This window comes from Streptomyces sp. NPDC060002, assembly GCF_042737245.1.
Taxonomy (GTDB): domain Bacteria; phylum Actinomycetota; class Actinomycetes; order Streptomycetales; family Streptomycetaceae; genus Streptomyces.
Window position 1 is genome coordinate 157,263 of sequence record NZ_JBHWUW010000005.1, and the last position, 22,333, is coordinate 179,595.

Annotated in this window: 15 protein-coding genes and 1 riboswitch; of the genes, 6 read left to right on the top strand and 9 right to left on the bottom strand. The window is 70.5% G+C overall.

From position 1 onward, the window contains the following. The first annotated feature begins 31 nt into the window (after nt 1-31). A complete protein-coding gene (locus ACFWBD_RS07455; RefSeq protein WP_385663965.1) occupies nt 32-934 on the top strand; it encodes an LLM class flavin-dependent oxidoreductase in 903 nt (300 codons plus the stop codon). Nucleotides 935-1,005: 71 nt separating this feature from the next. After that, nucleotides 1,006-1,893: an HAD hydrolase family protein gene (locus ACFWBD_RS07460; protein ID WP_385663968.1), complete on the top strand. Its 888-nt coding sequence runs from the start codon at nt 1,006-1,008 to the stop codon at nt 1,891-1,893. 17 nt (nt 1,894-1,910) lie between these two features. Here the strand turns inward: ACFWBD_RS07460 and ACFWBD_RS07465 are convergent, their stop codons facing one another. From ACFWBD_RS07465 to hisC, 7 genes are all read right to left on the bottom strand, one after another. Then, nucleotides 1,911-2,777 (bottom strand): GyrI-like domain-containing protein, encoded by an 867-nt coding sequence (locus tag ACFWBD_RS07465; protein ID WP_385663970.1) that lies wholly within the window; start codon nt 2,775-2,777, stop codon nt 1,911-1,913. A gap of 108 nt (nt 2,778-2,885) precedes the next feature. Further along, entirely contained in the window at nt 2,886-3,941 is a 1,056-nt protein-coding gene (locus ACFWBD_RS07470) for a peptidoglycan DD-metalloendopeptidase family protein (RefSeq protein WP_385663972.1), read from the bottom strand. A 78-nt stretch (nt 3,942-4,019) separates the two neighbouring features. Continuing rightward, entirely contained in the window at nt 4,020-4,169 is a 150-nt protein-coding gene (locus ACFWBD_RS07475; protein ID WP_385663974.1) for a hypothetical protein, read from the bottom strand. A 53-nt stretch (nt 4,170-4,222) separates the two neighbouring features. Continuing rightward, nucleotides 4,223-7,711, bottom strand: a complete 3,489-nt coding sequence (cydD, locus tag ACFWBD_RS07480; protein ID WP_385663976.1) for a thiol reductant ABC exporter subunit CydD — start codon at nt 7,709-7,711, stop codon at nt 4,223-4,225. A gap of 93 nt (nt 7,712-7,804) precedes the next feature. Beyond that, on the bottom strand, nt 7,805-8,809 hold the full coding sequence (gene cydB / locus ACFWBD_RS07485) for a cytochrome d ubiquinol oxidase subunit II (RefSeq protein WP_385663979.1): 1,005 nt from the start codon (nt 8,807-8,809) through the stop codon (nt 7,805-7,807). Between the two features lie 20 nt (nt 8,810-8,829). Further along, nucleotides 8,830-10,338 carry a cytochrome ubiquinol oxidase subunit I gene (locus ACFWBD_RS07490; protein ID WP_385663982.1) on the bottom strand — a complete coding sequence of 503 codons (1,509 nt, stop codon included), beginning with the start codon at nt 10,336-10,338 and terminating at the stop codon, nt 8,830-8,832. Between the two features lie 166 nt (nt 10,339-10,504). Beyond that, nucleotides 10,505-11,584 (bottom strand): histidinol-phosphate transaminase, encoded by a 1,080-nt coding sequence (gene hisC / locus ACFWBD_RS07495; protein ID WP_385663984.1) that lies wholly within the window; start codon nt 11,582-11,584, stop codon nt 10,505-10,507. Between the two features lie 413 nt (nt 11,585-11,997). Between hisC and ACFWBD_RS07500 the strand changes: the two genes are divergently transcribed. From ACFWBD_RS07500 to ACFWBD_RS07510, 3 genes are all read left to right on the top strand, one after another. After that, nucleotides 11,998-13,110, top strand: a complete 1,113-nt coding sequence (locus ACFWBD_RS07500; protein WP_385663987.1) for a LacI family DNA-binding transcriptional regulator — start codon at nt 11,998-12,000, stop codon at nt 13,108-13,110. 589 nt (nt 13,111-13,699) lie between these two features. Further along, nucleotides 13,700-14,785, top strand: a complete 1,086-nt coding sequence (locus ACFWBD_RS07505) for a metallophosphoesterase (protein WP_385663990.1) — start codon at nt 13,700-13,702, stop codon at nt 14,783-14,785. A 216-nt stretch (nt 14,786-15,001) separates the two neighbouring features. Continuing rightward, a complete protein-coding gene (locus tag ACFWBD_RS07510) occupies nt 15,002-15,877 on the top strand; it encodes a hypothetical protein (protein ID WP_385663993.1) in 876 nt (291 codons plus the stop codon). Nucleotides 15,878-16,060: 183 nt separating this feature from the next. Here the strand turns inward: ACFWBD_RS07510 and ACFWBD_RS07515 are convergent, their stop codons facing one another. Beyond that, entirely contained in the window at nt 16,061-17,617 is a 1,557-nt protein-coding gene (locus ACFWBD_RS07515; RefSeq protein ID WP_385663996.1) for a VWA domain-containing protein, read from the bottom strand. 213 nt (nt 17,618-17,830) lie between these two features. Beyond that, entirely contained in the window at nt 17,831-19,657 is a 1,827-nt protein-coding gene (gene thiC, locus ACFWBD_RS07520) for a phosphomethylpyrimidine synthase ThiC (protein ID WP_385663999.1), read from the bottom strand. Beyond that, nucleotides 19,650-19,839, bottom strand: a riboswitch (TPP riboswitch). It overlaps the preceding gene by 8 nt. Before the next feature lie 882 nt (nt 19,840-20,721). Between thiC and ACFWBD_RS07525 the strand changes: the two genes are divergently transcribed. After that, nucleotides 20,722-22,176 carry a YibE/F family protein gene (locus ACFWBD_RS07525; RefSeq protein WP_385664194.1) on the top strand — a complete coding sequence of 485 codons (1,455 nt, stop codon included), beginning with the start codon at nt 20,722-20,724 and terminating at the stop codon, nt 22,174-22,176. The last annotated feature ends 157 nt before the right edge of the window (nt 22,177-22,333 follow it).

Here is a 22,333-nt window from a genome sequence, read left to right on the forward strand (position 1 = left end):
GAAACACGGTCGCCCGCATAGGCTCGATGACATGACTCTGCGCCTGAGCACCGTGATCCTCCCGTACCTCCGTTGGCACGAAGGGGGCCGTTCCACCTGGACACGGGCCGAGCAGCTCGGCTTCGACACGGCGTACACCTACGACCACCTGTCCTGGCGCACCTTCCGCGACGGCCCGTGGTTCGGGGCGATCCCGACGCTGACCGCCGCCGCGGCCGTCACCGACCGCCTCCGGCTGGGCACGCTGGTGACCTCGCCGAACTTCCGGCACCCGGTGACCCTCGCCAAGGAACTGATCTCCCTGGACGACGTCTCCGCCGGCCGGGTGACCCTGGGGATCGGCGCGGGCGGCACCGGCTTCGACGCCACCGCCCTCGGTCAGGAACCGTGGACCCCGCGCGAGCGGGCCGACCGCCTCGCCGAGTTCGTCCCGCTGCTGGACCGGTTGCTCACCGAGGACTCCGTGTCGTACGAGGGCGACCACTACTCGGCGCACGAGGCGCGCAACATCCCCGGCTGCGTCCAGCGCCCCCGGCTGCCCTTCGCGGTCGCCGCGACCGGACCCCGCGGGCTGCGCCTCGCCGCGCGGTACGGACAGGCCTGGGTGACCACCGGTGACCCCAAGCTCTACGAGAACGGCACCCCCGAGCAGTCGGCTCAGGCCATTCGCGGCCAGGTGGAGAAGCTCACCGACGCCTGTGCCGAGATCGGACGGGACGCGCAGGAGCTGGACAAGATCCTGCTCACCGGGTTCACCCCGGACCGCGGCGGTCCGCTGGAGTCCCTGGACGCCTTCGTCGACTTCGCGGGCCGGCACCGGGAGCTCGGCTTCACGGAGATCGTGGTCCACTGGCCCATCGCCGACTCCGTCTTCGCCGCGGACGAGAAGGTCTTCGAGCAGATCGCCATGGAGGCCCCGGCGCAACTGCGCTGACCACGGCATCAGGTCATCCGCCGCCCGGCGGTGTCCCCTGTCTGCGGGCTCGCGCCCGACCGTGCGGGCATATGCGCGAGAATGGCCCGGTGACCTCAGCGATTCGACAGCCCGAGACCCCGGCCGCCACCCTCCCGCCCCGGCTGATCGCCACCGATCTCGACGGCACTCTGCTGCGCGACGACAAGTCGGTGTCGCCACGCACGGTCGCCGCCCTCGCCGCCGCCGAGGAGGCGGGCATCGAGGTCTTCTTCGTCACCGGCCGCCCGGCCCGCTGGATGGACGTCGTCAGCGAGCACGTCCACGGGCACGGCCTCGCGATCTGCGGCAACGGCGCCGCCGTGGTCGACCTGCACGGCGGCCCCGGCGCCCACCGGTTCGTGAAGGTGCGCGAGCTGGCGCGCGAGAACGCGCTGGACGCCGTACGGCTGCTGCGGGAGGCGGCGCCCGGCACGATGTACGCCATCGAGCAGACGTACGGCTTCTACCAGGAGCCGGAGTATCCCAAGATGCACCTGGAGATACCCGACACCCTCGCGCCGGCCGAGCGACTGCTGGCGCCGGACGCACCCGGGGCCGGTGAGCCGGTGCTGAAGATCCTCGCGTTCCACCCCACGATCGACCCCGACGCCTTCCTCGCCGTCGCCCGGCTGGCCATCGGCGACCGCGCCAACGTCACCCGCTCCAGCCCCAGTGCCCTGCTGGAGATCAGCGGCCCCGAAGTCTCCAAGGCCAGCACCCTCGCCCTGTGCTGCGCGGAACGCGGCATCTCCCACGAGGAGGTCGTCGCCTTCGGGGACATGCCGAACGACGTCGAGATGCTCACCTGGGCCGGCCGGTCGTACGCGATGGGCAACGCGCACCCGGACGTGCTCGCGGCGGCCTCCGGACATACCGTCGCCAACAACGAGGACGGGGTCGCCGTCGTCATCGAGCGGCTGATCGCCGAGCGGCAGTAGCTCTCCCTCAAGGAACGTCAGCCCTGCTCCCGCTCCACCGGCAGCCACAGTTCGGCGTCGGCCTCGGCCCCGTCCGCGGACAGCCGGGTGCGCAGGATCTCCGGGCCGGGGCGGCCGCGGTACGGGTTGGACGGGAACCACTGCGTGAACACATCCCGCCACAGCTCCTGGATGGCCTGCGGGGCCGGCCCGGAGGTGGTGAAGACGGCCCAGGTGCCGCCCGGTACGGCCAGGGCGGTCGTGTCCTCGGGGGCGGCCGCGGACGTGATCACCCCTTGGTAGTAGTCGAGTTGGGTGCCCTCGGCCCGGCTCGGATCCAGGTCGTCGCAGACCGCGACGATGCCCTGTGGTTCCTGGTCCGACAGCTTCTCCAGGCGCTCCAGGACCTGCCGGTCGATCCCGCGGACGAAGTCGATGATCGCCTGGTTCGGCCCCGAGTGCACCAAGGGGACCCGGGCCTTGAGGCCGACGACGGTGAAGGCCGGCCGGTCCACTATGCGATACCTCATGCTGCTGCTCCCTTCGACGGTGAGGCGGAAGGCCAGCCGGGGCTGGGAGACGAGCGCGGCGCCGGTACGGCGGGCCTCGCCCGGCCCGACGCCGTGCACGGCACGGAACGCCCGCGCGAAGGCCTCGCCCGAGCCATAGCCGTAGCGCACCGCGATCTCCAGCAGTGAGTCCCCTCCGGCGAGCACCTCGGCGCCCGCGACGGTGAGCCGCCTGCGCCGTACGTACTCCGACAAAGGCATGCCGGCCAGCGCGGAGAACATCCGGCGCAGGTGGTACTCCGAGGTGGCCGCGCCGTGCGCCAGCGCAGTCACGTCGATCGGCTCGTCGAGGTGGCTCTCGATGTACTCCATGGCCTGGTTGAGCCGCTCCAGCACTCCGGTCTCCTTCCGCCGTTGCGAGCACCACGCTAGGCGGCGGACGTCCGGCGGGACCCGACATCCTGTGCCCGGTCAAGTCGGGTGCGCGGGAAGAACCTCAGGGCTTCAGCCGACGGGAGCTCCGCGAGCCGCCAGCCAGGGCACCGGGTCGAGCGCCGAGCCCGCGTCGGGCGTGACCCGCACCTCGAAGTGCAGATGCGGACCGGTCGAGTTGCCCGAGGTGCCCGACTGCCCGATCCACTGCCCGGTGGTCACCCCGTCGCCCTGGTCGACGGTGACGGCGGCGAGATGGGCGTACTGCGTGTAGTAGCCGTCGGAATGCCGCACCACGACCTCGATGCCGAACGGGCCCCCGCACGACACCCGCACCACGCGGCCCGCACCGACCGCCCGCACCGGCGTCCCGATCGGCACCGCGAAGTCCTGACCGGTGTGCCGGTTCGCCCAGCGCGTGCCACCGCTGCCGAAGGCGGCGGACAGGGCGTACGTCTCGACCGGTGTGACCCAGTCGCTCACGAAGTGCGTCGGCGGCTGGTCCAGGCGCACGGCCCCGCGGCAGGCGCCCGCCGCCACCGACGCGTCCGCCCGGCCCTGCAACTGCCACCGCGCCTGCTCGAGCTTTCCGTCGATGTCCTTCTTCAGCCGCGCGAGCTCCAGAGCACGCCGCTCCACCGCCTGCCAGGCCTCGACGGCCTTCGCCTCGTCGGCGGCCAGCCGTGTCTCCGCCCGCCGGTTCTTGCCGATCGCGTTGTCGACGGCGAGGTTCGCCTGCGAGAAGACGTGCTGCCCGCGCATCAGCTTGTCGGGGCTGCCCGCCAGGACCAGCTGCGCGACGACCGGCAGCCCGCCGCCACCGCGGTACTGGGCGCGGGCGATGCGCCCCAGGTCCTCGCGCAGCACGGCGATCTCGCGCCGCTCCCGGGTGAGGAGTTCCTCCACGTGCCGGGCCTGCCCCTGCTGCTTCTCCGCCTCGCGCCGGCCCGCCTCGTACCGCTGGGTCGTCACCGCGGCATCCTCGTACAACCGCGCCACCTGCGCGCTGATCCGGGAGTCCGAGCCTTCGCCGGGCTCCCCCTCGGCGGCGTGTGTCCGGGTCGCGAGCAGCCCGGACACACACAGCAGAACCGGAACGAGCAGGACACGGCGGCGAGGTGAGCGCATGTCAGCGATCGTGACCCGGCTACCGGGCCCGAGTCCTGTTCAAGTCGTACGCCTGGGGGACGCCCTGCCCCTGATGGCTCAGTACGGCGCCTGCCACACCAACGTCGTACGGGCGCCGTCGGCCCCGGTTCCCGGGCCGTGCGCGATGTCGCCGCCGAGCGCCTCGGCACGCCGCCGCAGGTTCCGCAGACCGCAGTTCCGGGGAACGGGAAGCGGATGCGTGGACATGCCCTGAGCCTGGTCAGACCTTTCGTCACGGAAAGCCGGACCTGGTCCGGCGGTCATCGCGCCGCCACCAACAGCTCCGTGGCCTCCTCCCGTTCGGCCATCCTCCGCAAAGGTCCCTCGACGGCCGTCAGCGCCGCGTAGGAACCCCGCTGCACCACCCGTCCCTCGTCCAGCACGACCACCTCGTCGACCGCCTCGAGGCCGGCCAGCCGGTGAGTGATGAGCAGTGTCGTACGACCCTCGGTCGCGGCCAGCAGGTCCTGGGTGAGAGCGTCGGCGGTCGGCAGATCCAGATGCTCGGCCGGCTCGTCGAGCACCAGGACGGGGAAGTCGGCGAGCAACGCCCGGGCCAGCGCGAGCCGCTGCCGCTGCCCGCCGGACAGCCGGGCACCGTGCTCGCCCACGAGCGTGTCGAGCCCGTCGGGCAGACCGTCGGCCCACTCCAGCAGCCGGACCCGCGCCAGCGCGACCCGCAGCTCCTCCTCGCCCGCCCCCTTCTTCGCGAGCAGGAGGTTCTCGCGGACCGAGCTGTCGAAGAGGTGCGCGTCCTGCGCGCACAGCCCGACCAGCCGGCGTACGTCGTCGCCGTCCAGGGCACACGCGTCCACCCCGCCGAGCATGTACGAGCCCCCGCCCGCGTCCAGGAACCGCAGCAGCACCTGCGCCAGCGTGGTCTTGCCGGACCCGGAGGGCCCGACGACGGCGATCCGTTGTCCTTGCGTCAGGGTGAGGTCGACCTCGGCGAGCGCGTCCCGGCCCTGCCCGGCGTGCCGGGCGGCCAGCCCCTTGAGGACCAGCGGGAAGGGCGACGCGGGCGCCTGACGGGGACTCTCCGGCTCGCGCACGGGCTCGGGGGAGTCCAGGACCTCGTACACCCGCTCGGCGCTCCTGCGCACCCGTTGGCGGTACTGCACGGCCAGGGGCAGCCCCAGGACGGCTTCGAAGGCGGCCAGCGGGGTGAGGACGACCACGGCCATGGTCACCCCGCTCAGCCGTCCGTCGGCGACGGCCTGGGCGCCCACGAGGGCGGCGGCCGTGACGGTCAGCCCGGAGACGAGCGCGGTCAGCCCGTCGCCGAGGGCGGTGGCGGTCGCCGCGCGTGAGGCGATCCGGGTGAGCACGGAGTCGGCCGCGCGCACCCCCGCGGTACGGACGGGCAACGCGCCCGCGACGGTCAGCTCGGCGGTGCCGGTGAGCAGGTCGGCCGTGCGGGTGGCGAGCACCCCTCGGGCGGGGGCGAGCCGGCGCTCGGCCCGGCGCGCCACGGCACCGGTGACCAGGGGAACACCGACCCCGGCCGTCAGCAGCCCGGCGGCGAGCACCGCCCCGGCCTCGGGCAGCAGCCATGCCGTGAAGGCGACGGACCCGGCCGAGACGACGACCGCGGAACCGGCGGGCAGCAGCCAGCGCAGCCAGTAGTCCTGGAGGGCGTCCACATCGGCGACCAGCCGCGTCAGCAGGTCACCCCGACGGGTCGAGCGCAGCCCCGCGGGCGCCAACCGCTCCAGCCGGCGCCAGACGGCGACCCGGGTGTCGGCCAGCATCCGCAGCACGGCGTCGTGCGACACGAGCCGCTCCGCGTAGCGGAACACCGCCCGTCCGATACCGAAGGTGCGGGTCGCCGTCACGGCCACCATCAGGTACAGCACCGGTGGCTGCTGCGAGGCCCGCGAGATGAGCCATCCGGAGGTGGCCATGAGGCCTACGGCACTGCCGAGGGCAAGGCTGCCGAGCAGCAACGCGAGGGCCAGCCGGCCGCGTCGGGCACCGGCCATGGCGCGGACCCGGGCGAGGACGTCACCGCCGGTCACGGCGAGCCCCGTCCCGGACTCGCCGGTGACGGGCCGGGCAGCCGCCTCTTCCAGCGGGGCGGGAGTGCTCTTGGACACGGCCCCGACATGCGCGAATGTCTCGGCCTCGGTCAGCCGCACCACGCGGTCCGCCACCGCCAGCAGCGCCGGCCGGTGCACGACCAGCAGGACCGTCCGCCCGGCCGCGAGGCGCCGCACGGCCGCCACCACCTCGGCCTCGGTCTCCCCGTCGAGCGCGGCCGTCGGCTCGTCCAGCAGCAGCACGGGCCGGTCCGCGAGGAACGCCCTGGCCAGCGCCAGCCGCTGCCGCTGCCCGGCGGACAGCCCGGCCCCGTCCTCGCCGAGCACCGTGTCGGCTCCGGCGGGCAGTGCCTCGACGAACTCCAGCGCCCCCGCGTCCGCCAGCGCCCGGCGTACGGCCGCGTCGTCGGCGTCGGGACGCGCCAGCCGTACGTTCTCGTCGACGGTCCCGGCGTAGAGGTGCGGGCGCTGCGGCACCCACGCGACCTGAGAGCGCCACTGCTCCAGGTCGGCCGCCGCGAGGTCGACTCCCCCGGCCAGCACCCGGCCCTCGGCCGGCCGCACGAACCCCAGCAGTGCGTTCAGCAGGGTCGACTTGCCCGCACCGCTCGGCCCGACCAGCGCGACCGTCTCACCGGGTTCCACGGTGAACGACACGTTCGTGACAGCGTCGGCGGAGCGCCCGGGGAAGCGGACGGTCACGCCCTCGAAGGCCACCCCTCCCTCGGCCACCGCGACCGTGCCCGACGCCGGTGCCGGCGTCTCCAGCACTTCGAAGATCTCCTCGGCGGCAGCCAGCCCCTCGGCCGCCGCGTGGTACTGCGCCCCGACCTGCCGCAGCGGGAGATACGCCTCCGGCGCGAGCACGAGAATCACCAGGCCGATGTACAGGTCCATCTCACCGTGCACGAGCCGCATGCCGATCGTCACAGCCACCAGGGCAACCGAGAGCGTCGACAGCAACTCCAGCGCGAACGACGAGATAAAGGCGATCCGCAGCGTCCGCATGGTCGCCTGCCGGTACTCGCCGGTGATGCGCCGGATCGACTCGGCCTGCGCCTTGGCCCGCCCGAACACCTTGAGCGTGGGCAGCCCGGCGACAACGTCCAGGAAGTGCCCGGACAGCCGGGACAGCAGCCGCCACTGACGGTCCATCCGCGACTGTGTGGCCCAACCGATCAGCACCATGAAGACCGGGATCAGGGGCAGGGTGCCGACGATGATCGCGGCGGACACCCAGTCCTCGGTCACAATCCGCGCGAGCACCGCGACCGGTACGACCACCGCCAGCCCCAGCTGCGGCAGATAGCGCGAGAAGTAGTCGTCGAGGGCGTCCACACCCCGCGTGGCGAGGGCGACCAGCGAACCGGTGCGCCGACCGCTGAGCCAGTTCGGCCCCAACGCGGTGGCCCGCTCCAACAGCCGCCCCCGCAGCTCCGACTTCACGGCGGCGCTCGCGCGGTGCGCGGCGAGTTCGGTGAGCCAGGCCACCAGCGCCCGGCCGACCGCCACAGCCACCAACAGCAGCAGGGGAGTGCGCAGTTCGGCGATGGACAGGCCGTGCTGGAAGGCTCCCACCACGACCTCGGCGATGAGCATCGCCTGGGCGATGACCAGGGCCGCTCCGACGGCACCCAGACCGACGACCGCCACCAGGAAGAGGCGGGTGGCGCGGGCGTACCGGAGGAGACGCGGGTCGATCGGTTTCACGTGAAACACCCTCTTCTCAAAGAGCATGTTCCACGTGAAACACGCTCTTTCCTCATGGGGTGTGTTTCACGTGAAACACACCCCACATCAGACTCAGTGCACGGCCTCGGCGATGTGCTGCGTACCGATCCGCTTGCGGAACACCCAGTACGTCCAGCCCTGGTAGAGCAGCACGACCGGGGTGGCGATCCCCGCACACCAGGTCATGATCTTCAGGGTGTAAGGGCTCGACGAGGCGTTGGTCACCGTGAGGCTCCAGCTCTCGTCGAGCGTGGACGGCATGACGTTCGGAAAGAGCGTCAGGAAGAGCATCGCCACGGCAGCCACGATGGTGACGCCGGAGAGCGCGAACGACCAGCCCTCACGTCCCGCCTGGTTGGCCACGAGCGCCGCGACCAGGGCGCCGACCGCCACGACCAGGGCGACCAGGCTCTTGGCGTCACCGCTGTCGATCTGCGTCCACAGCAGGAAGATCGAAGCGAACACGGCGGTCGCGAGCCCCACCTTCAGCGCCAGCTTCCGTGCCCGTTCCCGGATGTCGCCGACGGTCTTGAGGGCCGTGAACACCGCGCCGTGGAAGGTGAACAGTGTCAGGGTCACCAGCCCGCCGAGCAGCGCGTGCGGGTTGAGCAGGTCCCAGAGATTGCCCACGTACTCGAAGTCCTGGTCGATCTTGACGCCGCCCACGATGTTGCCGAAGGCGACGCCCCACAGGAACGCGGGAAGGAGCGAGGTCCAGAAGATCGCGGTCTCCCAGTTGCGCTGCCAGCTCTCCTCGGGCCGCTTCGCCCGGTACTCGAAGGCGACGCCCCGCACGATCAGACAGACCAGGATGAGCAGCAGGGGAAGGTAGAAGCCGGAGAAGAGCGTGGCGTACCACTCGGGGAAGGCGGCGAAGGTAGCGCCGCCCGCCGTGAGCAGCCACACCTCGTTGCCGTCCCAGACGGGCCCGATGGTGTTGATGAGCACCCGCCGCTCGGGCCGGTCACGCGCGAGCAGCTTGGTGAGGATGCCGACCCCGAAGTCGAAGCCCTCCAGGAAGAAGTAGCCGGTCCACAGGACGGCGATCAGGACGAACCAGACGTCGTGCAGTTCCATGTCTGTGCAGCTCCCTCGGCCTAGTAGGAGAAGGCCATCGGCTTGTCGGCGTCCCGGGAGTCGCCGCCGATCTTCGTGGGCGGGTTGAGGTCGGCCTCGGTGAGCTCGGGAGGGCCGGCCTTCACGTACTTCACCAGCAGCTTGACCTCGATGACGGCGAGGACCGCGTAGAGCGCCGTGAAGACGATCATCGACGTGAGGACCTCGCCCTGGGAGACCCCGGGAGAGACCGCGTCACGGGTCTGCAGGACGCCGTAGACGACCCAGGGCTGGCGGCCCATCTCGGTGAAGATCCAGCCCCAGGAGTTGGCTATCAGCGGGAAGCCCAGGGTCCAGATCGCCGCCAGCCAGTAGAGCTTGGTGAGCTTGGGGCTGAGCGCCTTGTTCCTGAACAGCACCACATGCGGCACCTCGTCCTCGCCGACCCTCAGGTGCTGCGGCAGCAGGAACTTCTTGCGGGTGAGCCAGAGTCCTGCCATGCCGATCGCGAAGGACGACATGCCGAAGCCGATCATCCAGCGGAAGCCCCAGTAGGCGACGGGGATGTTCGGCCGGTAGTCGCCGGGACCGTACTTCTCCTGTTCGGCCTTGTTCACGTCGTTGATGCCGGGGACGTACGAGCTGAAGTCGTCGTTCGCGAGAAAGGACAGCAGGCCCGGGATCTCTATGGCGACCTTGTTGTGCCCCTCCTCGACGTCGCCGTAGGCGAAGACCGAGAACGGCGCGGGCGCCTCGCCGTCCCACAGGGCCTCGGCGGCGGCCATCTTCATCGGCTGCTGCTTGAACATCACCTTGCCCAGGACGTCGCCGCTGACGGCGGTGAGCAGACCGGCGATGACCACGGTGACCAGGCCCAGCCGCAGTGAGGTCTTCATCACCGGGATGTGCTTCTTGCGGTACAGGTGGAAGGCGGCGATGCCGACCACGAAGGCGCCGCCGGTGAGGAAGGCCGCGGACATGGTGTGGAAGACCTGGCTGAGCGCGGTGTTCTGGGTCAGCACGGCCCAGAAGTCGGTGAGCTCGGCCCTCCCCTTCTCCTTGTTGATCCGGTAGCCGACGGGGTGCTGCATCCACGAGTTGGCCGCGAGGATGAAGTACGCCGACAGGATCGTGCCGATCGAGACCATCCATATGCAGGCCAGGTGGATCTTCTTCGGCAGCTTGTCCCAGCCGAAGATCCACAGACCGATGAAGGTGGACTCGAAGAAGAAGGCGATCAGGGCCTCGAAGGCGAGCGGGGCGCCGAAGACGTCTCCGACGAAGCGCGAGTAGTCGGACCAGTTCATGCCGAACTGGAACTCCTGCACGATGCCGGTGACGACACCCATGGCGATGTTGATCAGGAAGAGCTTGCCCCAGAACTTCGTCGCCCTGAGGTACTTCTCGTTCTCCGTGCGCACCCAGGCGGTCTGCAGCCCGGCGGTGAGGGCCGCGAGGGAGATCGTCAGGGGGACGAAGAGGAAGTGGTAGACGGTGGTGATGCCGAACTGCCAGCGCGCCAGTGTCTCCGGCGCCAAAGCCAGGTCCACGTCGTCACTCCTTACCTCACGCTCGTGGATCACGCTTGTGAAAGCGTTCACATTCACAAGCCAGTATGCCGCACCGATTTTCGATAGGCGAAGGGGGGTCCCCGCCTACTCGCGGAAACCCCCCTGTGACCCCTGCTGACCAGCTGAAACCGGCCCAGGCGACTCGCTACAGGTCCTTGCGGAACCCCTCCGCCACCTTCAGGAAGATGTCGTTCGCCTCGTTCTCCCCGACCGTCACCCGCACACCCTCACCCGGGAACGGCCGCACCACGACGCCCGCCTGCTCACACGCGGCCGCGAAGGGAATCGTCTGCTCGCCCAGCCGCAGCCACACGAAGTTGGCCTGGGTCTCGGGCACCGTCCAGCCCTGCGCGCGCAGCCCCTCGACCACCCGGAGGCGCTCGCACACCAGGGAACCGACCCGGCCGAGCAACGCGTCCTCGGCGCGCAGCGAGGCGATCGCGGCCTCCTGCGCGAGCTGGCTCACACCGAACGGCACCGCCGTCTTGCGCAGGGCCTCCGCTACCGGCTCGTGGGCGATGGCGAAGCCGACGCGCAGGCCGGCGAGGCCGTAAGCCTTGGAGAAGGTCCGCAGGACACAGACATTGGGCCGCTTCCGGTACAGCTCCACACCGTCCGGCACCTCGGGGTCACGGATGAACTCCCGGTACGCCTCGTCGAGCACGACCAGCACGTCACGCGGCACCCGGTCGAGGAACCGTTCCAGCTCGGCCCGCTTCACGACGGTGCCCGTGGGGTTGTTGGGGTTGCAGACGAAGATCAGCCGGGTCCGCTCGGTGATCGCGTCGGCCATCGCGTCCAGGTCGTGCACATCCCCCGGCGTCAGCGGCACCTGCACGGCCGTCGCGCCGCTGATCTGCGTGACGATCGGGTAGGCCTCGAAGGACCGCCAGGCGTAGATCACCTCGTCGCCGGGGCCCGAGGTGGCCTGGACGAGCTGCTGGGCGACACCGACCGAGCCGGTGCCCGTGGCCAGGTGGGAGGCGGGGACGCCGAACCGGTCGGACAGCTCGTTGATCAGAACCGTGCAGGCCAGGTCCGGGTAGCGGTTGAAGGAGGCGGCCGCCGCCGTCACCGTCTCCATCACGCCCGGCAGCGGCGGATAGGGGTTCTCGTTGGAGGACAGCTTGTAGGCCACGGGGCCACTGCCCGCGGCCGGCTTGCCCGGCTTGTAGGTGGGGATCCCCTCCAGCTCGGCGCGCAGCTTGGGGCTCGTCTCGCTCACCGCAGTCCTCCTCGTGACCACCACCGGCTTCAATACTGCTCACCTTATGAGGATTCGGCGCGGGTGCGTACAGGTGAGCAGGGACCGACGCCTCAAACGGAGGGACCTCTGCGACTTCTGAGGACGAAGCCGCACGAAGGCGTACGCGCCTGGGGGCGCGCTGCACATATATCTACGCGCCCGTGGTGCACTCCGTGGCGCGCATCCCTCGTGCAGGTGAGTTGAGACCTCTTCGAGACATCGGTGCGTTGGCAGGCTCATCCGTGCCAACACGTCACGTCCTGGTATCGAGTGCGTCAACTGCCTTTCTTTCCAAGGCACTTGACCCCTTCTGGCCTTGCAGAAACGTGCCTGTCAACGCGTGCATATGCGTCCGCCCTACCCCACCGAATGAGCCCTACTATCGGCTCGCCATGACAGCAGCAGGGAAGCACCAGGTGAGCCGCGCGGAAACCTCACGCCGAGGCAGCCGGCCGGGCCGGGCGGGCATCAGGGACGTGGCCGCCGCCGCCGGAGTCTCCATCACGACCGTCTCCGACGCCCTCAACGGCAAGGGCAGGCTCCCGGACGCCACCCGACGCCATGTCCGCGAGGTCGCCGACCGACTTGGCTACCGCCCCTCGGCGGCGGCCCGAACCCTCCGTACCGGCAAGTCGGGCCTCATCGGCCTGACCGTGACGACCTACGGGGATGAACCTTTCACCTTCACCGAGTTCGCGTACTTCGCGGAGATGGCGCGCGCCGCCACCTCCGCCGCGCTCGCCCGCGGCTACGCGCTCGTCATCCTCCCCGCGACCTCGCGCCACGACGTGTGGTCCAACGTCGCCTTGGACGGCACGGTCGTGATCGACCCCTCCGACCAGGATCCGGTGGTCAGCGAGCTGGTCCGGCAGGGTTTACCGGTCGTCTCGGACGGCCGCCCGGCCGGCACGCTCCCGGTCACCGCTTGGGTGGACAACGACCACGAAGCCGCCGTCCTCGACATCCTCGACCACCTGGCCGACGCCGGCGCCCGCCGCATCGGCCTCCTCACCGGCACCACCACGGACACGTACACACACCTGTCGACCAGCGCGTACCTGCGGTGGTGCGAGCGGGTCGGCCAGGACCCGGTCTACGAGGCCTACCCCGCACACGACCCTTGCGCGGGCGCGGTCGCCGCCGACCGGCTACTGGCCCGCCCCGACCGCCCGGACGCCGTCTACGGCCTGTTCGACCCCAACGGAACCGACCTGCTCGCCGCGGCCCGCCGCTACGGGCTGCGGGTCCCCGAGGACCTGCTGATCGTGTGCTGCAGCGAGTCCACGGTGTACGCCAACACCGAGCCGCCCGTCACGACCCTCTCACTGAAGCCGCGCCGCATCGGCACGGCGGTGGTGCAACTCCTGATCGACGCTATCGAGGGCGACGAGACGGACCGCCCGGTCGAGCAGGTCATACCGACCGAACTGTTCGTACGCACCTCTTCGCAGCGACGCCCCCCTCGGACCACGGTCAGCCCACCCCGGGCGCCGGAGGAGAAGTAGCCCGCCGCCGCTCCCCACGACCGACACCAAGGCTCGGTTCCGTGGGGAGCGGCGGCTTGTTCGGGGGGCGGTGGTTCGGGGGGCCGATGGGGGCTGTGGGGCGGTGAGGTCCGTTCGCGGTGGCTTGGGCGGGAGGGCCGGGGGAGGTCGGACGGGCCGGGGGGGCCGGGCAGTCCGGGGCGGATCGGGCGGATCGCGTCAACGAAAGTTGGCGGGAGGCACGTACGGGCGGTTTACGGCAGTGCCGGAGACATCGGACGTCGCTTCGGCCACAGCCGTCCGATCGGCCTTGCGCCGGCCGCCGAAATCGCCCCTGCCCGGCCGATGCCGTCCCCCGGTCCGTCCGACGGAGCAGCCCGCGAGGGTGAGGTGCGGGTGCGGGCAAGGTACGCGCCGGGTGAGGGCGGGCTGCCGAAGCCCGGCCCAATCGGGGCGAAAGCCGCGATGAACTGGAGTCTTGCTCCGATTCACCACCCCTGGGTCATCACACGGCACGATCCGCATTCCTATGATGGACGCACGGCACCGCGGGCCGCTGCGACCAGGCAGCCCGAAGGGTGCAGATGCGGCGCGATGGTGGAGGGGTCTGATGACTCAGGGGGCCGGTCAGGGACCCGAGGTGGAGCGGACGGCGACGTTGCGCGACTTCCGGGTGCCCGCGTACGTCCATGAGACCGGTCCGTACGACCCCGGCACAGACCCGGGCAATGCCGCGCCGCCGCTCGAGGAGCCGCTGGAGCACCCGGACGGCTACACGCCGACCCAGCGCGACCTGCCCGTCATCAGTCGGCGCGGCGACACCCTCCAGGTGGCCGTGGACCCGGAGGCCGTGCAGGCCCCGCTGCCCGCGACCGGTCCGGGACCGCTGTTCGTCGTCGGCGACGTCCACGGCTACCTCGACGAACTGGTGGCCGCACTCCAGGAGAAGGGCCTGGTCGACTCCGCCGCCAACTGGTGCGCGGGCACGGCCCGGCTGTGGTTCCTCGGTGACTTCACCGACCGCGGCCCGGACGGCATCGGCGTCATCGACCTCGTCATGCGGCTGTCCGCCGAGGCCGCCGCGGCCGGCGGGTACTGCAAGGCCCTCATGGGCAACCACGAACTGCTGCTGCTCGGCGCCAAGCGCTTCGGCGACACGCCCGTCAACTCCGGCGCGGGCACCGCCACCTTCCAGGCGGCCTGGCTGCTCAACGGCGGCCAGAAGTACGACATGGACCGTCTCCAGGACCACCACCTGCAGTGGATGGCCCGCCTCGACGCGGTCGAGGAGGTCGACGGCCACCTGCTCGTCCACTCCGACACCACCGCCTACCTCGACTACGGCGACTCGATCGAAGCGGTCAACGACACCGTCCGCGAGACGATCACGCGCAACGACGCGGACGAGGTGTGGGACCTGTTCCGCAAGTTCACCAAGCGCTTCTCCTTCCGCGACGAGGGCGGCGCCGACGCCGTACGCTCCCTGCTCGATACGTACGGCGGCACCCGCATCGTTCACGGCCACAGCCCGATTCCCTATCTGCTGGGCGAAGTCGGCTCCGAGGACGGCGAGGACAACGGCGGTCCGCACGTCGAGGGACCGCACGTCTACGCGGACGGGCTGGCCATCGCGATGGACGGCGGCGTGACGATGGCCGGAAAACTGCTGGTCCAGCAACTGCCCCTGGAAATCTGAGCGTTCCCGGGGCGGTTCCCGGGTCCACTCCCGGGGCAGAAGTACCCCACTGTGGATCCGTCGGCGACACCGCAGGCCAGAGGCCAATTTCGGCAAACCCCCTGTCACCCCATGCCGTCACCGCTCTACCATCGGGTTATCCGTAGCAGGCTCCCCTCCGTTTCTGCCCGACGGCTCGTTGGCATGCGAGCCCCAAGCCCTACGGAGCATCGGGGGATGCAGATGAACAGCGTTCCGCAGCACCTGAACAGCGAGGACCGCCAGGAGTACGAGCGGATCCTCGACGAGGCGCTGCGCTCCGCCCCACACCACCCGGAACTGGCCGCAGTCGGACAGCGGCTCAACCCCGAACAACTGCGCACCATGGCGCTCAACGCCTCCGCACTCATCACGGTGGCCGCGGCGGCCGAGTACCAGCACTACGTGAAGGTCCGCGAGGAGCTGCGCCACCCCGCGCCGGCCACCCCGTCGTCCACGTCCGAGACCGGCTCCGCGGAGCCGGGCGCGGCCGCGATGGGGCTCGCCACCACCATGGGGGAGGCGGCCCAGGCCGCCGAAGCCGCCGGGGCGGGTGCCGTCGCCGCCGTCCTCACCCCCGTCCTCGCCGGGACCGCCGCGGTGATATTCCTGCTCGTCGGCTACCTCCTCAGGGCACTCGACCCCGAGCAGGCGTTCGCCCGGACCATGGTCGCCGCCGGCTGGACGTTCGGGGCGGTGGCCGTGGCCGCGATCCTCGTCGCCACCGTCGCGCTGCTGCTCACCGCCCTGCGCAACCGGCCCTCCCTGGAGGCCGGGCCGTACGGCGAACTGAGCGAGGAGGTCGACCAGGCCAGGGAAGCCTGGCGAGAAGCCCTGCTGGAACGCGGCATCCTGCCGTTCCTCCAGAAGGCCCTCGCCAGCCCCGGCACGGCGGCCGCCCTGCACACCGAGCCGGCCCGGCCTGCCCCCACCGGCCGCCTCCCGAAGATCGGCTACGACCGCCCTGGCTTCAGCAGCCCGGACGACGGGCGTTCGACGGGCCCGCGCCCGAGCTTCAGCAGCCCGGACTACACCAGCCCGGACTTCGGCGGCCCGGAGCACCAGCCGGAATAGGCACTCGGCTTGCGCCCCCGCCGACCCCGCCGAGGGGAGCGCAAGCCGTACGCCGGGCGCCGGGCGGCTCCGGTGGAGAGCCGGCCTGCGGATCAGTGCTGCCCTGCGGTGCTCAGTGGTGCGCCGTGCCGGACGGAGTCACGGGGGTGGGCAGCCCGGAGTCGTACGTCCGGCCCAACCGGGTCAGAGGATGCCTGCCCGGCCGGCCGCGGTGATCCAGCTCGGGAACTCGGACAGCAGCCGGTCGTAGAGCTCCTGGTCCGGGACGGTGCTGATGTCGTCCACGGAGAAGAACCCCACGTTGTCGACGCGGCGTCCGGGCAGCGTGTCGAACCGCTCCAGGACCCCGTAGTTGGACCGGCCGAGCCCCACGAACTGCCAGAAGATCGGCTCCTCGACCGCCGCCCGCAGCTCCCGCTCGATCGCCGCGTCGCGGTAGACCCCTCCGTCGGAGAAGAACAGCACCAAGGTCGGGGCGGCTGCCGGATTCTCCCGGACATACGACCTGACCTGGGCAACCGCCTTCTGTTCCTCGTTCTGGATGCCGACCGAGCGCATGTCGACCTGCCCCGGTTCCATCCCCTTGCGAGGCTTCTTCCCGCGCCGGAACAGACTGATCTCACCCACCCGCACATGCAGCCGCAGCCACTCGGGTAGCTCGCCCAACCGCAGGTCGGGAAGGCGGGCGGCATCGCTGGCGAAGGTCCAAGCCTGCATCTCGCCGTCGTCGTCGAGCTGCGCCGCCACCGCCGCCATCCGCTCCACAACGTCCGCCACCACACCCCGTGAGTACAGGAACGCCATGGACCCGGAGGCATCGAGGACGAGCACGATCCGCGCGCTGATCCCCACCGCCCCCCGCTTGCTCAGACTGACGGCCACCTGCTCCTTGCGCAGCGACAGCCGCTTACGCATGTCGACGGGAAGCAGTTCCTCCCCCTTGGTCAGACGGGGACCGGACGGTGAGGTGGTGGTCGGCGGGGTGCTGGTCGGTGGGGTGAGCGCGGGCGAGGTGAGGGCAGGTGGGGTGGTGGCCCGGGGGGTAACCGCAGGTGGGGTGACCGGCGGGCGGTTCGGCGGAGCGACCGGCGGGCGATTCGGTGGGCGGTTCGGCGGAGCGACCGGCGGGCGATTCGGTGGGCGGTTCGGCGGAGCGACCGGCGGGCGATTCGGTGGGCGGTTCGGCGGAGCGACCGCCTGCTCAGGCTCGTCGTCGACCGTGATCCCGAAGTCCGTGGCCACCCCCGCCAGCCCGGAGGCGTACCCCTGGCCGACCGCCCGGAACTTCCAGCGCCCCTCGCGCAGATACAGCTCACCGGCGATGAACGCCGTCTCCGTGTCCGCCTGCATCTCGAAGCGGGCCACCTCGGAGCGCCCGTCCCCGCCGAGCAGTCTCAACGTCAGGCCGGTCACCTGGCCGAAGGTGCCGCCGTCGGCCGACGCGCACAGCACCACCCGCGTGATGGCGCCCTCCAGCGAGCGGAGGTCCACCTGGACGGTGTCGGTCATGACACCGGATTCGCTCCGTTTGCCGACGTGCCGCACGGCGCCGGACGTGTGCAGCGGCTGGTTGTAGAAGACGAAGTCCCCGTCGTCACGTACCCGTCCGTCCTCCGCCAGCAGCAGCGCCGAGGCATCGATGTCCGGCCCACCGGCCCCCTCGGCCCAGCTGAGTTCGACCCGTACGTCCGGCACGTCGACCGGAAGATTGGCACCCTTGCTCAGGGATCGCGCTGTCATGAAGCCCAGTCTGCCGAGCCGACGCCCTGAGGCAACCGAACGAACGCGATGGTCTCCTCCTGTCGGTCGTCGTCGAGCCAGCAGGCCGCATCCACCTCGGCATCCATTCCCGGCTGCACTACGGATGCCACAAAGTCGTCTCCGTCGGTGACGACCGCTCATGGCGCTGTCCCCCGGCGTCGGATCTCGGGGGACAGCGCCGATCCAGGGACGTCAGTCGGCCAGCGGCAGGTACACGCGGTTCCCGCCGGCCGCGAACTCCTTCGACTTCTCCAACATGCCCTCGGCGATCTCCTCCGCCGAAGCCCCGTCTGCCGCCCCGGCGCCGAAGCGCTCGTTGATGCTCTGACTGATCTTCATCGAGCAGAACTTCGGCCCGCACATCGAGCAGAAGTGCGCCGTCTTCGCCGGCTCCGCGGGGAGTGTCTCGTCGTGGAACTCCCGTGCGGTGTCCGGATCGAGGGCGAGGTTGAACTGGTCCTCCCAGCGGAACTCGAAGCGGGCGTCGGACAGCGCGTCGTCCCATTCCTGCGCGCCGGGGTGCCCCTTGGCGAGGTCGGCCGCGTGGGCGGCGATCTTGTAGGTGATGACGCCCGTCTTGACGTCGTCCCGGTTGGGCAGGCCCAGATGTTCCTTGGGCGTGACATAGCAGAGCATGGCCGTGCCCCACCAGGCGATCATCGCGGCACCGATACCGGAGGTGATGTGGTCGTACGCCGGCGCGACGTCCGTCGTCAGCGGGCCGAGCGTATAGAACGGAGCTTCATCGCAGATCTCCTGCTGAAGGTCGATGTTCTCTTTGATCTTGTGCATCGGGACATGGCCCGGGCCTTCGATCATCGTCTGAACATGGAAACGCTTCGCGATCCGGTTGAGTTCCCCGAGTGTCCTCAACTCCGCGAACTGCGCCGCGTCGTTGGCGTCCGCGATGGAACCCGGCCGCAGACCGTCTCCCAGCGAGTACGTGACGTCGTAGGCGGCGAGGACCTCGCAGAGTTCCTCGAAGTTCTCGTAGAGGAACGACTCCTTGTGGTGCGCGAGGCACCAGGCCGCCATGATCGAGCCGCCGCGCGACACGATGCCGGTCTTGCGGTTGGCAGTGAGCGGGACGTACGCGAGGCGGACGCCGGCGTGGACCGTCATGTAGTCCACGCCCTGCTCGGCCTGCTCGATGACGGTGTCCTTGTAGATCTCCCAGGTCAGTTCCTCGGCGCGGCCGTCGACCTTCTCCAACGCCTGGTACAGCGGCACCGTGCCGATGGGGACGGGGGAGTTGCGCAGAACCCACTCGCGGGTGGTGTGGATGTTACGGCCGGTCGAAAGGTCCATGACCGTGTCGGCGCCCCAACGGGTCGCCCAGGTCATCTTCTCGACCTCCTCCTCGATGGAGGACGTCACCGCCGAGTTGCCGATGTTGGCGTTGACCTTCACCAGGAACCGCTTGCCGATGATCATCGGCTCGATCTCCGGGTGGTTGACATTGGCCGGCAGCACGGCGCGGCCCGCCGCGATCTCCTCACGCACCACCTCGGGAGAAACCTTCTCCCGGATGGCCGCGAACTCCATCTCGGGTGTGATCTCCCCCCGGCGCGCATACGCGAGCTGGGTGACCGCCTCGCCGTCCCGGCCGCGGCGCGGCAGGCGCGGCCGGCCGGGGAAGACCGCGTCGAGGTTGCGCAGACCGCCGCGCGGTGAGGTGTGCTTGACGCCGTCGTCCTCGGGGCGGACCGGACGGCCCGCGTACTCCTCCGTGTCGCCCCGGGCGATGATCCAGTTCTCGCGCAACGGCGACAGACCCCTGCGGACGTCGGTCTCTACGAGCGGATCGGTGTACGGGCCGGAGGTGTCGTACAGGGTGACCGACTGCCCGTTGGTGAGGTGCACCTGACGAACTGGCACCCGGAGATCGGGGCGGGCGCCCTCGACGTACCCCTTGTGCCAGCCGATGGACTTCCCGGCCTCCGAGTCGTTGACGTCGACCGTGCTTTCGCCGGTCGCGTTATGCGTGAAGGCAGGCGTGCGTGCGTCCTTGTTGGTCATGAGACCTACTCCCTACGCCGGCATTACCCGGTAACAGGTTCGGCGGTCGACGCAGCGGCTACCGCCTGCCGACGTTTCATGTGAAACATCACTCGATTCGAGAGACGTTCCACGTGAAACATCGCGAAGACGGAGGTCAGCGCCCTCTCAGCCCGGTGCTCCGAGCTCCCGCGTGTGCAAAGGTTGTCTCCACGCTAGCGTCAATTCTGGCGCGGTGAACAGAGGGCCCGTGTCGTTCTTGCGATGATCGGTCGGTGACCACGACACACCAGCCCCCGTATCCGCCGCCCGAGCCGCCCCGCCGACCGGGCGCCGGCAGCGGCCCCGGCGATGGCTCCGGCAGCGGCCCCGGCGATGGCTCCGGCAGCGGTGCTGGCAGCGGCAGCGGTTCTGGCGGCGGCAGCGGTTCTGGCGGCGGCCCCGGAGGCGACCGCGACTTCAGTGATGGTCACGATCAGCCGCGTAGCCCCGGCCGCGGTCCGGGATACGCCGGCGGGCTCGGCGGGCTGAGGCGCGTCGGGACTCCCGGCGGTCAAGGATCCGGCTCCGGTGGAGGCCCCGGGCCAAGGCCAGAGCCAGGGGTAGAGCCAGGGGCAGGGGCAGGGGCAGGGGCAGGGGCCCTGCCGAGGCCGGGAAACGGCCGCGGTTACGGAAACGGTCATGGGCCCGGGCCCGGGCCCGGCCGGGGATACCAGAGCGGGCAGGGATACGGGAACGGGCAAGGGTCCGAGAGCGACCGGGAGTTCGGGAACGACCAGGGATACGGAAACAGCCACGAGTACGGGGCCGGACCCGCGCCCGGTCAGGGGTACGGCCCCGGCCATGGTTCCGGTCCTCGTCCTGGCCCGGGCCCTCGTCCTGGTCCTGGTCCTGGTCCTGAGCATGGCCCTGGTCCTGGTCCTGGTCCTGGTCCTGGTCCTGGTCCTGGTCCTGGTCCTGGTCCTGACCATGGTTCTGGTCCTGACCATGGTGCTGGTGCTGGTGACAGATACGGCTTCGACCGCGAACACGGTCATGGGCAGAGCCACGACAGTGGTCATGGTGGCGGCCCCGGGAACGGTCCCATCACGGGCCACGACGGCGGGCACGGCCATCTCCCGGGCCATCTCCCGGGAGATGGGCACGGCTCCGGTTCCGGTTCCGACGGCGGGCACGGTTCCGGTTCCGACGGCGGGCACGGGCATTCGCACAGCCACAGTCACGGCCCGGCCGCCCCCGTCTCCCAACACCTGCGCAAGGTCATCGCGGCCATCATCATCCCGTTCGGGGTCGCGGTGCTGGTAGGGCTCGTGGTGCTGTGGCCCGGTGGAGCCCCGGCGCACGAACGCACCGGGGTCGGCTTCGACCGGCAGACCCAACAGGCCACGGTCACCGAGGTCGTGAGCGTGAGCTGCGCGTCGGTGAACGCCTCGGGCGACACCCCTACCGGCGACACCTCCACGGCCGAGGGCTCCACCGCGCAGCAGCAGGCGAGCGGCGCCTGCAAGCGGGCCACGATCCGGGTGGACACCGGCGACGACAAGGGCCGTACGTTCACCGAGATCGTCCAGCCGGACCAGTCACGGCAGTTGGAGCAGGGCGAGAAGGTCGTGGTCGCCTACGAGCCCTCCGCGCCGAAGGACCTGCAGTACTCGGTCACCGACGTGAACCGCCGCATCCCCATGGCGGTCCTGGCCATCATCTTCGCGGTCGCCGTCGTGGTCGTCGGGCGGCTGCGGGGCGTCATGGCGCTGGTCGCGCTGGCCATCAGTTTCATGGTGCTGAACTTCTTCGTCCTGCCCGCGATCCTCCAGGGGTCGAACCCGCTGGTCGTGGCGGTGGTGGGATCGAGCGCCATCATGCTGATCGCGCTGTATCTCTGTCACGGGCTATCGGCCCGCACCTCCGTCGCGGTGCTCGGCACGCTGATCTCCCTGCTGCTGATCGGCATCCTGGGCTCGGTGTTCATCGACTGGGCCGCGCTGACCGGCAACACGGACGACAACACCGGTCTGATCCATGGTCTGTACCCGTCGATCGACATGAGCGGTCTGCTGCTGGCCGGGATCATCATCGGCTCGCTCGGCGTCCTCGACGATGTGACGGTCACTCAGACCTCTGCGGTCTGGGAACTGCACGAGGCCAACCCCGCGATGGGCTGGCGCGGCCTGTACCGGGCCGGCATCCGCATCGGCCGCGACCACATCGCGTCCGTGGTCAACACGCTCGTCCTCGCCTACGCCGGTGCCGCGCTGCCGCTGTTGCTGCTCTTCTCGATCGCGCAGAGCAGCGTGGGCTCCGTCGCCAACAGCGAACTGGTCGCCGAGGAGATCGTGCGCACGCTGGTGGGTTCGATCGGCCTGGTCGCCTCCGTGCCCGTCACGACGGTCCTGGCGGCCCTGGTGGTCTCCGCCGACCGGCCAGGCCCTGGAAAGGCGCCCGTGACGGCTCCGGAAGCGACTCCTGCGGTTCCGGCGGTGGCGACGGCCGCGGGCAGCACCCAGGCCCGGGGAGGCCGGGGCAGGCGGCGCAAGCGCTGAGGCGGGAGGGCGCCCGAGTGCCGACAACACCGACCCGCTCGGGCGCACGCCTCACTCTTCCCAGTAGGTCGTCCAGCGCCTGCGCCACCAGCTGAAGAAGCGTTCCTGCACAACACCGAACGTGGCGAAGCGTTCCGCCACCACTCGCTTCACCCTC